This is a genomic window from Micromonospora thermarum (assembly GCF_012034245.1).
Lineage (GTDB): Bacteria > Actinomycetota > Actinomycetes > Mycobacteriales > Micromonosporaceae > Micromonospora > Micromonospora thermarum.
The window spans coordinates 1-13968 of the sequence record NZ_JAATEO010000025.1; the positions used below are offsets into that span (position 1 = coordinate 1).

15 protein-coding genes are annotated in these 13968 nt (G+C 73.2%); 8 read left to right on the plus strand and 7 right to left on the minus strand.

Annotated features, from left to right (window positions below; translation table 11 throughout):
* The first annotated feature begins 200 nt into the window (after positions 1–200).
* The gene (locus HCJ94_RS21320) at positions 201–578 is read left to right on the plus strand and encodes an FKBP-type peptidyl-prolyl cis-trans isomerase (RefSeq protein ID WP_168002806.1); all 378 of its coding nucleotides are present in this window, start codon (positions 201–203) and stop codon (positions 576–578) included.
* Positions 579–609: 31 nt separating this feature from the next.
* Here the strand turns inward: HCJ94_RS21320 and HCJ94_RS21325 are convergent, their stop codons facing one another.
* A complete protein-coding gene (locus tag HCJ94_RS21325; protein WP_168002807.1) occupies positions 610–972 on the minus strand; it encodes an STAS domain-containing protein in 363 nt (120 codons plus the stop codon).
* Positions 973–1472: 500 nt separating this feature from the next.
* On the opposite strand from HCJ94_RS21325, the gene HCJ94_RS21330 reads away from it, so the two are divergent.
* On the plus strand, positions 1473–2492 hold the full coding sequence (locus HCJ94_RS21330; protein WP_168002808.1) for an SMP-30/gluconolactonase/LRE family protein: 1020 nt from the start codon (positions 1473–1475) through the stop codon (positions 2490–2492).
* 112 nt (positions 2493–2604) lie between these two features.
* Here HCJ94_RS21330 and HCJ94_RS21335 read toward each other — a convergent pair whose 3' ends face one another.
* Positions 2605–3870 carry a L,D-transpeptidase gene (locus HCJ94_RS21335; protein WP_168002809.1) on the minus strand — a complete coding sequence of 422 codons (1266 nt, stop codon included), beginning with the start codon at positions 3868–3870 and terminating at the stop codon, positions 2605–2607.
* 236 nt (positions 3871–4106) lie between these two features.
* Between HCJ94_RS21335 and HCJ94_RS21340 the strand changes: the two genes are divergently transcribed.
* Positions 4107–4727: a PKD domain-containing protein gene (locus tag HCJ94_RS21340; RefSeq protein WP_240944402.1), complete on the plus strand. Its 621-nt coding sequence runs from the start codon at positions 4107–4109 to the stop codon at positions 4725–4727.
* Between the two features lie 48 nt (positions 4728–4775).
* Here the strand turns inward: HCJ94_RS21340 and HCJ94_RS21345 are convergent, their stop codons facing one another.
* Genes HCJ94_RS21345 through pdhA form a run of 3 tightly spaced genes read right to left on the minus strand, consistent with a single transcriptional unit; the run spans position 4776 to position 8334 of the window.
* Complete coding sequence (locus tag HCJ94_RS21345) at positions 4776–6125, minus strand: dihydrolipoamide acetyltransferase family protein (RefSeq protein ID WP_168002811.1); 1350 nt, start codon at positions 6123–6125, stop codon at positions 4776–4778.
* A complete protein-coding gene (locus HCJ94_RS21350) occupies positions 6122–7138 on the minus strand; it encodes an alpha-ketoacid dehydrogenase subunit beta (protein ID WP_168002812.1) in 1017 nt (338 codons plus the stop codon). The genes HCJ94_RS21345 and HCJ94_RS21350 overlap by 4 nt, the downstream gene beginning before the upstream one ends.
* Complete coding sequence (pdhA, locus tag HCJ94_RS21355; RefSeq protein ID WP_309227377.1) at positions 7138–8334, minus strand: pyruvate dehydrogenase (acetyl-transferring) E1 component subunit alpha; 1197 nt, start codon at positions 8332–8334, stop codon at positions 7138–7140. Before pdhA ends, HCJ94_RS21350 begins: the two co-directional genes overlap by 1 nt.
* Before the next feature lie 72 nt (positions 8335–8406).
* Between pdhA and HCJ94_RS21360 the strand changes: the two genes are divergently transcribed.
* Positions 8407–8913 (plus strand): Lrp/AsnC family transcriptional regulator, encoded by a 507-nt coding sequence (locus HCJ94_RS21360; RefSeq protein WP_168002814.1) that lies wholly within the window; start codon positions 8407–8409, stop codon positions 8911–8913.
* A 145-nt stretch (positions 8914–9058) separates the two neighbouring features.
* Here the strand turns inward: HCJ94_RS21360 and HCJ94_RS21365 are convergent, their stop codons facing one another.
* Complete coding sequence (locus HCJ94_RS21365) at positions 9059–10033, minus strand: DNA polymerase domain-containing protein (RefSeq protein ID WP_168002815.1); 975 nt, start codon at positions 10031–10033, stop codon at positions 9059–9061.
* A gap of 94 nt (positions 10034–10127) precedes the next feature.
* Entirely contained in the window at positions 10128–10358 is a 231-nt protein-coding gene (locus HCJ94_RS21370; protein WP_168002888.1) for a hypothetical protein, read from the minus strand.
* Between the two features lie 130 nt (positions 10359–10488).
* On the opposite strand from HCJ94_RS21370, the gene HCJ94_RS21375 reads away from it, so the two are divergent.
* The 4 genes from HCJ94_RS21375 (at position 10489) to HCJ94_RS21390 (ending at position 13954) form a co-directional block, all read left to right on the plus strand.
* Positions 10489–11217, plus strand: a complete 729-nt coding sequence (locus HCJ94_RS21375) for a histidine phosphatase family protein (protein ID WP_168002816.1) — start codon at positions 10489–10491, stop codon at positions 11215–11217.
* On the plus strand, positions 11201–11704 hold the full coding sequence (locus tag HCJ94_RS21380) for an ADP-dependent NAD(P)H-hydrate dehydratase (RefSeq protein WP_168002817.1): 504 nt from the start codon (positions 11201–11203) through the stop codon (positions 11702–11704). The genes HCJ94_RS21375 and HCJ94_RS21380 overlap by 17 nt, the downstream gene beginning before the upstream one ends.
* A 146-nt stretch (positions 11705–11850) precedes the next feature.
* Entirely contained in the window at positions 11851–13341 is a 1491-nt protein-coding gene (locus tag HCJ94_RS21385) for a S8 family peptidase (RefSeq protein WP_168002818.1), read from the plus strand.
* Between the two features lie 112 nt (positions 13342–13453).
* Positions 13454–13954, plus strand: a complete 501-nt coding sequence (locus HCJ94_RS21390) for a hemerythrin domain-containing protein (protein ID WP_168002819.1) — start codon at positions 13454–13456, stop codon at positions 13952–13954.
* Positions 13955–13968: the final 14 nt, after the last annotated feature.

Sequence of the window (13968 nt, forward strand, 5' to 3'; positions counted from 1 at the left end):
GCCGCCTGGGAGAAGCTCCCCATCGTCCAGCGGTTCCCCTGGCTCCGCTGACCGGACACCGCAGCATCCTCGACAGCGGGCGTCACCCACCGGGTGGCGCCCGCCGCGTCGCGTGTACGCCCGGCACACATCGGAGAATGGCGATCCGGCAGGATCACGGGGCGAAGGACATCACGACGGACACGGCAGGAGACTTCCGGATGAACCAGGCAGGCAAGCCCGAGGTCGGCCCGATCGAGGGCGCGCCCCCGGCCGACCTCGTCATCGAGGACATCACCGTCGGCGAGGGGCCCGAGGCGCGCGCAGGGCAGGTCGCGCGGGTCCACTACGTCGGCGTCGCCCACTCCAACGGCCGGGAGTTCGACGCGTCGTGGAACCGCGGCGAGCCCTTCGAGTTCCCCCTCGGGGGCGGGCGGGTCATCGCCGGCTGGGACCAGGGTGTCGTCGGCATGAAGGTCGGCGGCCGTCGTCGCCTGACCATCCCGCCGCACCTCGGCTACGGCGACCGGGGCGCCGGCGGCGTCATCAAGCCGGGCGAGACGCTGGTGTTCGTCGTCGACCTGCTCGGCGTGCGCTGACGCGGTGAGGGCCTCGGCGCGGCCGGGGCCCTCACGCGGCGATCAGAGCGCGGCCGGCCACCGGCGCGGGGGCGTCGTCGACGACGCGGACCACACGGTGCAGGCCGGTCACGCGCAGGACCCGGGCGACCACCGGGTCCGGTCGCACCAGAACCAGCTCCCCACCACCGGCGCGCAGCCGCAGGTGGGCGGCGGCCAGCGCGCGCACCCCGGCGGCGGAGAGGACGCGGACGCCGGACAGGTCGAGCCGCAGCACCGACCGGGCCGGCACGGACCACAGCGCCGACCGCAGCGCGCCGACCGTGGCGACGTCGATCTCGCCGGTCGCCCGCACCTCCACCACCCGGGCACCCACGCTGACCTCGACGTGGAACCGGTCACCCCGCTGTCCCATGCCGACGAAGCTAGCCCCGACCACCGACAGTTCCGTCGTGCCGCGGGACGGGATCCGGGTACGACCAGGGTCGTATCCGCAGCCGTCGGGGATCCCCCTTCCGGGCGACCCCCGGAGCGGCCACGGCGACCACCGGCCGGCCCACCAGCCGGCCCGGCAGTCCACCCTCGGCGTCCGGACCGACCCACGTCCTGGGGAGGCGGATGACGACGGCGGCGGGTCGGCCGTCTCGTGACCGAGTCCGGATGCCGGGTGGTGGGCTGTCGAGCTGCCCCATCGATGAGACCACCCGGTGGCCGGGGCCCCGCAGGGGCGCACCGTGCCCCATCTGTAGGGCAGCTCGACAGCGGTCGGGACGGATGTCGTCGCCGCGCAGATCCACACGCGAGTGCGTCGGCGGTGGCCGGCGGGGCCACGGCGGCTGGTCACCCGACCGGGTGGTGGCCCCGTCGAGGCCCGAGGGGGCGACGCCGGACGCATCGGCGGGCCAGAATGAGCGGATGGTCGTCCCCCGCCCCCGCGCGCCGTGGTTGATCCGTCCCGTCCGCGAGCCCGCCACCGTGCCGCCGCCCCTCGACGGGCCGTGGTCGCCGGTCGACCGCCGGCTCGACGCCGTCCAGCTGCTGCCCCTGCCCGACGGCACGTCCGGTCCGGAGGACGTCGTCGTGGACCCGGCGGGACGGGTGGTCAGCGGGTCGGAGGACGGCAGCATCTGGTGGTGGCCCGTCGACGCGCCGGCGGGCACCCGTCCGCGGTTTCTCGCCGAGACCGGCGGCCGGCCGCTGGGCGTGGAGGTCGATCCGCGCGACGGCAGCCTGGTGGTCTGCGACGCCTACCGGGGGCTGCTGCGGGTGACCGGCGACGGCACGGTCCGGGACCTGGGCGGCTCCGGTCCCCGGCCGCACCTGGCCGACAACGCCGCGGTCAGTCGGGACGGCACGGTCTACTTCACCGACTCGTCCAGCCGGTTCCCCGTCTCGCACTGGAAGCGCGACCTGCTGGAGCACCGACCCAACGGGCGGGTGCTGGCGTACGACCCGGGCAGCGGGGCCACCGAGGTGGTCTGCTCGGGCCTGTACTTCCCCAACGGGGTCGCGCTGACCCCGGACGAGTCGGCGCTGATGCTGGTGGAGACGGCCACGCACCGGTTGGTCCGGGTCGGCCTGCCGGACGGCGTCGTCACGGTGCTCGCGGACCTGCCGGCATACCCGGACAACGTGTCCGCGGTGGGCGACGGGACGTACTGGATCGCGCTGCCCAGCCCCCGCGTGCCGGTCGTCGAGCGGCTGCTGCCACACCCCCGGCTGCGGCAGCTCGTGGCCGTCCTGCCGGCGGCGGTGCAGCCGAAGCCGCTGCGCTACGGCCTGGCCGCCCTCGTGGACGGTGACGGTCACGTGCTGCGTACCCTGCACGGTCCCAACGGGACGTACGACATGGTCACCGGTGTCCGGCAGCACGGCGACCACCTGTGGCTCGGCAGCCTCACCGGCGCCGGTGTGGCCCGGGTGCCGCTGGGCTGAAGTCCGCTCCGGACCATGCGGGCCGGACACCCCGACTTGCGGGGACCGGACCGGCTGCCCCACACCGCGGGGACCGGCCCGCCTTCCGGACCGGTCCCCGCGTACTCCCGGGTCAGCCGCCGCGGACGGACGGCACCGGCGCGGGTGAGCCGCCGGCGACCGCGCCGGGGTGAGGCACCTGCGTCGGGCTCGGCGCCAGGCCGGCCGGCACGGGCAGGGCGCTGCCCTTGACGTACTTGTCCCAGCTCACGTTCCAGGCCGTCCAGCCGTTGCCCTCGTCCAGCGTCACCTCGGTGCCCTTGATCGTCACCAGGTCGCCGACCTGCGTGATGTTCATGAGCCAGTCCGCGGCCGTGGCGGAGACGTTGGTGCAGCCGTGGGAGACGTTCTCGCTCCCCTGGACCCCCTCGGACCACGGCGCGCCGTGGATGAACTCGCCGCCCCACGTGAGGCGCTGTGCGTCCTCGACGTCGACCACGTACGGGTCTGCCGAACCCCGGGTGTCGAACGTGGTGAACTGGTGCTTCTCCATGATCACCATCTTGCCGCTGGACGTCGGCGTGCTGGGCTTGCCCATACTGACCGGGATCTTGCGGACGAGCTTGCCGTTGCGCAGCACGGACATCTGCTTGGTGGCGTTGTCGATCTCCAGGGAGACCTGCCGGCCGATCTTCGAGGTCGCCTTATGCTCGGAGTCGCCCACGTACTCCTTGCCGATCGGCAGGCCCTCGAGTCCGGCGCGCACGCTGATCGTGGTCCCGGGCCGCCAGAAGTCGGGCGCCCGGTAGTACACCTGGGAGCCGTCGGACACCCAGGACCACACTCCCGGCTGCGGCGGGTCGGTCTTCACGAACAACCGGCGCTGCACCGCCGCCCTGGCCTCTTTCGGAATGGGCGGGTCGAACGCGACGGTTACCGGCATCGCCGTTCCGTACGTCCGATTACCGGCGAAATACAACGTACTCGTTATCGCCTGCTTGGTGGATTTCGGCATCGTGGTGAAGGTCGTCTTCCGGGTGGTGGTCTTGCCGGAGTCGCCGGTGGCGGTCACCTCGGCCGTGTACGTCCGGCGGGGCTTCAGCGGCGCGCTCGGCACCCAGCCCGAGCCGTCCTCCCGGGGCTCAGCCGCGACCTGCCCGCCCTTGTCGTCCGTGATCTTCACTGAGGTGACCCGGCCGCCCTTCACGGTCGTACCGACCTCGGCGCTGATCGGCACGTCGCGGGTCCCCTCCGCGGGTGTCAACGCCAGTTCCGGCGCGCCTCCCCGGCCCTCCCCCGGTCGCGCCCCCGGCCGGCGGTCGGCGGTGCATCCGCCCAGGGCCAACGGTGCGGCCGCGACGGCCACCGCGAGCAGCGTCATTCGCCGCCTGAAATCCATGATGCGTCCCCCCGTTAATGCTTTCCCTCCGCCACATTCTCTCCGTCGGGCACAGTTTTGTACGCAATTTCGGCGAATCTCCGACCGTAATTATCGGCCCCATTTTCCGGTCCTGAACGAAGTGCGCCGGCCGTGACCGACCGTGCCCGATGCCCGCCCGGCGTCCCGCTTCGACCCGCGCCCGCCCCGATCGCCCGGCCCGCCCGCCTCCGCCACCCGAATCCAAGCTTTTGCTTATGGCGACGAAAGTTTCGGATGCGCTGACAGACCTTTACGCCGGACGGACGCCCACCGCCGGGCAGGCGCCGCTGACGGTGCAGTTCTCCAGTGCCGGCACGGTGGACCCGGACGGCGACCCGCTGCGGTACGCGTGGGACTTCGACGCCGACGGGTCGGTGGACTCGACCGAGGCGAACCCGAGCTTCACCTACACCTCGAACGGGTCGTACGCGCCGACGGTGAAGGTCACCGACCGCACGGGGCGGTCGGCGGCGGCCACCCTGCCGCTGCTGATCGGACCCCGCGCGCCGGAGGTGGAGTTCGTCACCCCGGTGGCCGGCCAGCCGTTCGAGTTCGGCCAGACGGTGGCGTTCGAGGTGAAGGTCACCGACGATCTGCCGGTGGACTGCGCCCGGGTGAAGGTCACCTACATCCTCGGGCACGACCAGCACGGGCATCCGTTGTCGTCGGCGAACGGATGCACCGGCACGATCGCCACGTTCGTCGACGGCGGGCACGGTGGGGCGGACAACCTCAGCGCCGTGTTCGTCGCCGAGTACACGGACGCGACCGAGCCGGACGTACCGCCGCGGACCGGGACCGCGACGGTGGTCCTGACTCCCTCGACCGCACACTGACGCCGGATGGCCGGCGGTGGCACACGCCGCCGCCGGCCTTCGGTCCGGTCAGAGGTTCGCGATCAGCAGCGCGGGCCGTTCCACGCAGTCCGCGACGTGCCGCAGGAAGCCGCCGGCCACCCCGCCGTCGCAGACCCGGTGGTCGAAGGTGAGGCTGAGCTGGGTCACCTTCCGCACCGCGAGCTGCCCGTCGACCACCCACGGCTTGTCCACGATCCGGCCCACGCCGAGCAGCGCCGCCTCCGGGTGGTTGATGATCGGGGTGGAGCCGTCCACGCCGAACACGCCGTAGTTGTTCAGCGTGAACGTGCCGCCGGTGAGCCGGGCCGGCGGGAGCGTGCCGGCCCGCGCCGCCGCCGTGGTCTCGGCCAGCGCGGCGGCCAGTTCGGCGGTGGTGAGCCGCTGCGCGTCCCGCAGCACCGGCACCACGAGACCCCGGTCGGTCTGGGCGGCGATGCCCAGGTGCACGCCGGCGGACTGGACGATCCGCTGCCCCTCCGTGTCCACCCGCGAGTTGAGCTGCGGGAACCTCCGCAGCCCGGACAGGCAGATCCGGGCCAGCAGGGCCAGGATGCTCACCGGCGCGTCCGGGGTGGCCGTGTTGATCGCGGCACGGGTCTCCAGCAGGGCGGTCGCGTCGACGTCCACCCAGATGGTCACCTCGGGGATCTCCCGCCGGCTGCGGGACAGCTTGTCGGCGATGGCCTTGCGGATGCCGGTCAGCGGGACGACGACGTCGCCGTCGCCGAGCCCGACGTGCTGGTCCGGGACGTCCGGGACGGCGGCGAGCCGGGCCGCCGGCGCGACGGTGCCGGCCGCCTCCACGTCGGCCCGGCGGATCACCCCGCCCGGCCCGGTGCCGCGCAGGGTGGCCAGGTCCACGCCGCGCTCCTTCGCCAGCCGCCGCACGATCGGCGAGATGACCAGCACGGCGCCCGTGTCGGCGGTCGCCGGCACGGGCGCGCCGTTCGCCGGCGCACCGGTCGGGGCGGCCACCGCCGGGGCGAGGCGGGGACGGCGGCGGCGCCGGCCCGAGCCGCCGTGGCCCGTGCCGTACCCGATGAGGACGTTGCCGGAGCCGGCGCGCTCCTCCTCGCGGTAGGTGGCGTGGCCGGGGGGCTCGGGAGCGCCGTCGGGCGTGGGCGCCGCCGCCGCGTCCAGCGGCGCGATGGTGATCAGCGGCTGGCCGACCGGCCGGACCTCACCGGCCGCGCCGTGCAGGGCCACGACCCGCCCGGCGTACGGGCAGGGCACGTCGACGACGGCCTTGGCGGTCTCCACCTCGACGACGGTCTGGTCCACCGTCACGGTGTCGCCGACGGCGACCCGCCACTCGACGATCTCCGCCTCGGTCAGCCCCTCCCCCAGGTCGGGCAGGAGGAAGACTCTCTCGCTCATGCCGCACCGGCCTCGGTGAGCCAGCGCGCGTCGGGCTGGTCGTCCCACTGGAGGCGGGCCACCGCGTCGAGCACCCGGTCCACGCCGGGCAGGTGGGTGTGCTCCAGCATCGGCGCCGGGTACGGGATGTCCAGGCCGGACACCCGCAGCACCGGGGCGTGCAACGCGTGGAAGCAGCGCTCCTGCACCCGGGCGGCGATCTCCGCGCCGACCCCGGCGAAGCCCTGCGCCTCCTGGATCACCACGCACCGCCCGGTCTTCCGGACCGAGGCGGTGACCGTGGCGTCGTCGAACGGCACGATCGTGCGGACGTCCACGACCTCCAGGTCCCAGCCCTCCTCGCGGGCGGCCTCGGCGGCCTCCAGCGCGACCGGCACCGCCGGCCCGTACGCGACCAGGGTGGCGTCGGTGCCGGGGCGGCGGACCACGGCGCGCCCGAACGGCTGGGTGCGGGCCGGCAGGTCGGCCTCGGCGCTGGCGAAGTAGAGCTTCTTGGGCTCCATGAACACGACCGGGTCCGGGTCGGCGATCGCCTCGCGCAGCAGGGAGTACGCGTCCTCGACGGTGGCCGGGGTGACCACCTTCAGGCCGGGCGTGTGGGCGTAGTACGCCTCGGACGAGTCGCAGTGGTGCTCCACCCCGCCGATGCCGCCCGCGTACGGGACGCGGATGACGATCGGCACGCTGAGCGCGCCCCGGGTGCGGTTGCGCAGCTTCGCCACGTGCGACGCGATCTGCTCGAACGCCGGGTACGCGAACGCGTCGAACTGCATCTCCACCACCGGCCGCAGGCCGGACATGGCCAGGCCGACGGCGAAGCCGACGATGCCGGCCTCGGCGAGCGGGGTGTCGAAGCAGCGCTTGTCGCCGAAGCGGGCCTGGAGCCCGTCGGTGATCCGGAAGACGCCGCCGAGCTGGCCGACGTCCTCGCCGAAGACGACCACCCGCTCGTCGTCGAGCATCGCGTCGGCGAGGGCCGCGTTGAGCGCCTTCGCCATGGTCATGGTGGCCATCAGGCGTCCCCCTCCTCGGCGGCCGCGGCCAGTTCGGCGCGGACCTGGTCGCGCTGCTCGACGAGCTGCGGCGTCGGCTGGGCGTAGACGTGGTCGAACAGGCTCAGCGGGTCGACCGTGGGCTTGTCGTGCATCCGGTCCCGCAGGTCGGCGGCGTACGCCTCGGCCTCCTCGGCGACCGCGGCCACCGCCGCGTCGTCCAGCGCGCCCCGCGCCCGCAGGTAGGTCTCCAGCCGGGCGACCGGGTCCCGGTCCCGCCACGCCTCCACCTCGTCGGCGTCCCGGTAGCGGGTGGCGTCGTCGGCGTTGGTGTGCGGCTCCATCCGGTAGGTGTGCGCCTCGACCAGGAACGGGCCGTGGCCGGCGCGGGCGTGCGCCACCGCGCGGGTGAGCACCGCGAGGACGGCGACCGGGTCGTTGCCGTCGACCTGCTCGCTCGGCACGCCGTAGCCGACGCCCTTGTACGCGAGGCTCGGCGCGGCGGTCTGCCGGGACAGCGGGACGCTGATCGCGTACCGGTTGTTCTGGACGAAGTAGACGACCGGCGCCTTGAACACGGCGGCGAAGTTGACCCCCTCGTGGAAGTCGCCCTCGCTGGTGGCGCCGTCGCCGATGAAGGCCAGCGCCACCGTGTCCCGCCCCTGGTACGCCTCCCCGTAGGCGAGGCCGGCGGCGTGCACGCACTGGGTGGCGAGCGGCGTGCACTGCGGTGCGGTACGCCGGGCGGCCGGGTCGTACCCGCAGTGCCAGTCGCCGCGCAGCAGGGTCAGCACCTCGACCGGGTCGATTCCCCGGGACACCAGGGCCATCGACTCGCGGTAGGTGGGGAAGACCCAGTCGTCGTCGTTCAGGGCGAGGATCGCGCCGACCTGGCACGCCTCCTGCCCGCGGGAGGACGGGTAGACGGCGAGCCGGCCCTGCTTCGTCAGCGCCGTGGCCTGCACGTCGAAGCGGCGGCCGATCACCATCCGCCGGTGCAGCTCGACGAGCGCCTCGACGGGCGGCTCGGGGTAGTCGGGGTGGGCCGGCAGCGGGGTGCCGTCGGGGTCGAGCAGGCGTACCGGCTCGCCCGCCGGCATCAGCGCGCGGGCCGGATCCGGCGTGGTGGCCGGTCGGGACCCGCGCCGGGACTCCCTGCGGACCGCCTGGGGTGTGGTCGTCACGGCGGGAACCTCCTGGACATCTGGTGCGCCTATGCTCCTGCTGTCGGATGATTGACTCAAGATGCCCGGTGAACGCGGGACGGATGGCAGAAGGAAGGCGTGGCCATGAGCCAGGAGTCCGGACCGGAGGTGGACTCGACGCCCGCAACGGGACGATCGGCCCGCGCCCTGGACGAGGTCGACCGGCGCATCCTGGCCGAGCTGGCCCGGGACGGGCGCACGTCGGTGCGTACGCTCGCCGAGCGCATCCACATCTCCCGCACCAACGCGTACGCCCGGGTGGAGCGCCTGCTGCGCGACGGTGTGATCACCGGCTTCCGGGCGCAGGTCGCGCCGGAGGCCGCCGGGCTCGGCACCTCGGCGTACATCGCGATCACGATCGAGCAGAACACCTGGCGCGAGGTGTCCGCGGAGCTGGCGCGGGTGCGCTACATCGAGCACGCCGCGCTGCTCGGCGGCGACCACGACGTGCTCGCCCTGGTCCGCGCGCCGGACAACGCCACCCTGCGCGACGTGGTGCTGAGCCGGGTGCAGAGCATTCCGGGGGTCCTCTCCACCCGCACCTGGCTGGTCTTCCACGAGTTCGACGGCGAGACCAGCCCCTGGGAGTGACCCGGGCGCGCCGGCGCTGCAAAGAACCTGCAAACGCCAGCTCTTGCCGCCCGGTCACCGCTGCCCGGCGGTCAGCGCCGCTCGATCCGTCGCCGCGCCGACCGCCGGCGGAAGCGAGCCGCCACACACCTGGTGAGTGAGCCCCTCAGCGCTCGGGTGGGGCCTCCAGCCCTTCCCGGTCGGCCAGCTCCAGGAGCGGTTCCAGCGAGTACGCGCGGTCGTCCAGCCCGGCGTGCGGGTCGCCGCGTTCCGCGAAGCGGGCCGGCATCGTCGTGACGTCGAAGTCCTCCGGCCGGACGTCGTCCAGCTCGGACCAGTCCAGCGGCGCGGACACCAGCGCCGCCGGGGTGGGCCGGATCGAGTACGCCGACGTCATCGTGTGGTCCCGGGCCATCTGGTTGTAGTCGACGAAGACCGGCCGGTCCCGCTGGTCCCGCCACCACGTGGTGGTCACCAGGTCGGGTCGACGGCGCTGCATCTCCCGGCCCAGCGCGAGGACGGCCCGCCGGCACTCGCCGAAGCTCCACCGGGGTTCGATGGTCAGGTAGACGTGCAGGCCCCGGCCTCCGGTGGTCTTCGGGTAGCCGACCAGCCCCAGCTCGTCGAGGAACGCGCGGACCTCGTGCGCCACCGGCACCACCTGGTCGAAGCCGACCCCCGGCAGCGGGTCCAGGTCGATGCGCAGCTGGTCGGGCCGCTCGACGTCGCCCTTGGACACCGGCCACGGGTGGAAGCGCAGGGTGCCGAGGTTGACCGCCCAGATGACGACCGCCAGCTCGCTCGGCGCGACCTCGTCGGCGGTACGACCGCTGGGGAACGTGATGTGGGCGGTCCGGACCCATTCGGGCGCCCCGGCCGGCAGCCGCTTCTGGTAGAACGCGTCGCCCCGGTTGTCCTGCCGGGTGGCGATCTTCGCGCCCTCGAAGACGCCGCGCGGCCAGCGCTCCAGCATGGTCGGTCGGTCCCGGAGGGCCCGCAGGATGCCGTCGCCGACGGCCAGGAAGTATCGCACCACGTCGAGCTTGGTCAGCCCGCGCTCGGGAAAGTACGGCTTGTCCGGGCTGGAGACCCGTACGACGCGCTCCCCGACCCGGACATCCTCCGCCGCCGTCGTCGCCACGCCTCACACGGTAGCCGCCCGTGGGCCGCCCGGCGGGGACACGCCGCCGGCCGGACGGCTCCGGTGAGCGGTCCGGCCGGCGGTACGGCGACGATCAGCGCCCTTCTTGCTGCATGCGCGCCATCAGCATCTGTTTGCCCTGCTCGCCCGCCTTGCGGTTGTTCTCCTGGATCTTCTTGAACCAGGTGGCGAGTTCGCTGTCTCCGCGCGCCTGGGCGTCGGAGATGTACGTCTCCATCCGGTAGATGTTCTCGAGGGACATCTGTATCGCGTGGATGAGGTCGTAGTTCTTGTCCTTCAGAGCGCTCTTCTGCTCCATTGTCATGGTCGCCACGGCGTACCTCCCCTGTCCGTGTCGTGGTCGAGCCAGCGCTTACCCCTCATCGGCCCGTTCACGCCCGGGAGCGCCGGCACCTCGCGGTTACCCGGCGACGCGCCGGGGTAGGGGGTGGCGCATGGCGGAACTGGCGGCGCTGTGGATCGTCCGGCACGGCGAGAGCACGGCGAACGTGGCGGCCGGCGCGGCCGAGGCGTCCGGTGCCGAGCTGATCGACCTCACCCACCGCGACCCGGACGTGCCGCTCAGCCGCACCGGGGAGGAGCAGGCCCGGGCCACCGGTCGGTGGCTCGCCGGGCTGCCCGAGGCCCGCCGACCCGACGTGGCGGTGGTGTCGCCGTACCTGCGTGCGCGGCGGACCGCCGAGCTGGCCCTCGACCGCACCGGCGTCCCGTGCACCCGCGACGAGCGGCTGCGCGACCGGGAGCTGGGCATCCTCGACGGCCTGACCGGGCACGGCGTACGCCGCCGGTACCCGGAGGAGGCGGCGCGGCGGGACCGGCACGGCAAGTTCTACTACCGCCCGCCCGGCGGCGAGTCGTGGACGGACGTGGCGCTGCGGCTGCGCGCCCTCCTCGGCGACCTCCGTCGCGACCACGAGGGCCAGCGGGTGCTGCTGTTCGGCCACGACGCCATCGTCTTCCTCATCCGTTACCTGGTGGAGGGGCTCACCGAGGAGGAGTTGATGGCGTTGACCCGCGAGCACGTCATCGCGAACTGCTCGGTGACCGGCTGGTCGGCCGACGACGGCCGGCTCCGCCCCGACGTGTTCAACGACGTACGCCACCTGCGCCGCGAGGGCGCCCGACCGACCAGGGAGGACGAGGTCCATGCCGAACCGGTCTGACACCCCGGTCATCACGCCGGCGCTGCTGCGGGACTGGGCGCTGCCCATGCCGTCGGGAGGCAAGGAGTCGCGGGGCACGGTGCTGGTGGTCGGCGCGGGCCGTCCGGTGATCCTGACGCCGAACCTCACCGAGGCCCGGCACCTGCTCGGCCGCGACCCCGGCGACGACCTCGACGCGGAGGCGACGGAGCTGGCCGGCCGGTACGACGCCGTGGTGTCGCTGTACGGCCACATCGCCCCGCCGGACGGGCGGGGCTGGCGGGAGGAGAGCGGCGACGCGGGGCTCGGCACCTCGGGCAGCGGCGACGTGCGCGCCGGTCTGCTGGCCGGCCTGCTGTCCCGGGGCGCGGAGCCGGCGCAGGCCGCGTGCTGGGGTGCGTTCGCGCACGCCGTGAGCGGCCAGCGCCTGGTGCCGCAGTACGGCCGGATCGGTTTCCTGGCCCGCGAGCTGCTCGACGAGATTCCGCACACCCTCGCCACGGTCTGACACCCTTTGTCTCCCGGGAGAAGGTGTGTGTAACGCCACATGAACGTCCAGCGCTGTCTACATCGGTGACGGGCACCCTGCCCGCCGCCCGCCGGACCGCTCCCCACCAGGGAGCGCCGGCCGCACGACAGCCCCTGGGAGTCTGTGTGAAGAACCTCCGTCGCAAGACACTGGCCGCCGCGTCGGCCGTGTCCCTCGGTGTCGGCCTGGCCGTCACCGGTGGCATGGCTCCGGCCGCGTCGGCCGCCGGGCCGGACACCACGTACCTGGTGCTGGCCCCGCAGGGCGCCACGACCGACAAGGCGGTGGCCCGCGTGGCCTCCGCCAGGGGCTCGATCGTGGCCGAGTACGACCAGATCGGCGTGCTGGTCGTCCGCTCCACCAACCCGGAGTTCGCCGCCGACGTGGCGGGCGCCGGGGTCGACTCGGTCGCCGCGACGACCGGCCTCGGTTCCGCCATCGAGGAGGGCGAGACCGTCGAGGTCGACGCCGCGGCCGTCGCCGCTGCCGCCGGTGACCCCACCGGCGAGCCGCTCTACGGCCAGCAGTGGGACATGCCGATGATCGACGTGCCCGAGGCGCACGCCGTCACCACCGGCAGCGCGAACGTCGTGGTGGGTGTGCTGGACAGCGGCATCTCCAGCAGCCACCCCGACCTGGCCAGCCAGATCGCCAAGGACAAGAGCGCCTCCTGCCTGGGCGGCGTCGTCAACACGTCCGAGGCGGCCTGGAACCCGACCACCTCCGACCACGGCACCCACGTGGCCGGCACGATCGCCGCCGCGATCAACGGTGTCGGCGTCACCGGCGTCGCGCCCGGCGTCAAGGTGGCCGCGGTCAAGGTCGTCAACGACGACGGCCTCATCTACCCGGAGGCTGCGGTCTGCGGGTTCCTGTGGGCCGCCGAGCACGGCATGCGGGTGACCAACAACAGCTACTACATCGACCCGTGGGAGCTGAACTGCCGCAACGACGAGCGGCAGCGTCCGGTCTGGCAGGCGGTGCAGCGGGCCATCCGCTACTCGCAGTCCAAGGGCGTGCTGCACGTCGCGTCGGCGGGCAACTCCAACTACGACCTGGCGCACAAGAACGTCGACGACGGCAGCCCGAACGACGGCAGCGCTCCGGTCGAGGTCCGCGAGGTCAACAGCGCCTGCCTCGTCCTGCCGGGCGAGGCGCCGGGCGTCGTCACCGTCTCGGCGGTCGGCCCGACCGGGGCGAAGAGCTACTACTCGTCGTACGGCACGGGCGTCGTCGACGTGACGGCGCCGGGCGGCGACACCCGGTTCCGCACCCAGGGTGCCCGCTCGACCCTCACCGACGGCATCCTGTCCACCACCTTCAACACCAGCACGAAGACCAACGGCTGGGGTTACAAGCAGGGCACCTCGATGTCCTCGCCGCACGCGGCGGGTGTCGCGGCGCTCGCCGCCTCCGCGCACCCGGGCATCAACCCGGGCGCTCTGGCGGCCCTGCTGGAGAACACCGCGGTGGCGCAGTCCTGCCCCGAGGGCGTCTACAACCCGGTGCCGCTGATCGCGGCCGGTCCTCACGCGTACGACGCCACGTGCGCGGGCGGGGAGCGCAACGGGTTCTACGGCGCGGGCATGGTCAACGCGTACCAGGTTGTGAAGTAGTCCGGCACCACACCGTGTGGGGCCCGGCGGTCATCCGCCGGGCCCATCCGTTTCTCCTGCTCAACCCCGGGTACGGAAGGAGTCCTCAGCCCGAGTCGAGGAGGTCAGCCCGGTGTCCACCGATGCCATCGTCCTGTTGAAAGAGGACCACAAGGAGATGCGCCGCCTGTTCAAGGAGTTCCAGGCCAGCGAGGAGGCGCCGGCGAGCCAGCGCGAGAAGCTGGTCAAGCAGATCCTCGAGGCGCTGACCGTGCACACCTACCTCGAGAACGAGGTCATGTACCCGGAGGTCCGCAAGCGCCTGCCGGAACTGGAGGACCACGTCCTGGAGTCGTACGAGGAGCACCACGTCGCCGACGTGCTCTGCTTCGAGCTCTTCACGATGAAGCCGGACGACGAGCACTACAACGCCAAGACGACGGTGCTGATCGAGAGCGTGCTGCACCACGTCGAGGAGGAGGAGCAGGAGTGGTTCCCCAAGGTGCGCGAGAAGATGGGGCGTAACGAGCTGCAGGAGCTGGGCGAGCGGATGATCGAGATGCGCAAGAAGGCGCCCCGGTCGCCGGCCGCCCCGAAGGCCCTGAAGAAGTCCCTCGACGCGGTGCGCGCCTGAACCCGCCACGCCAT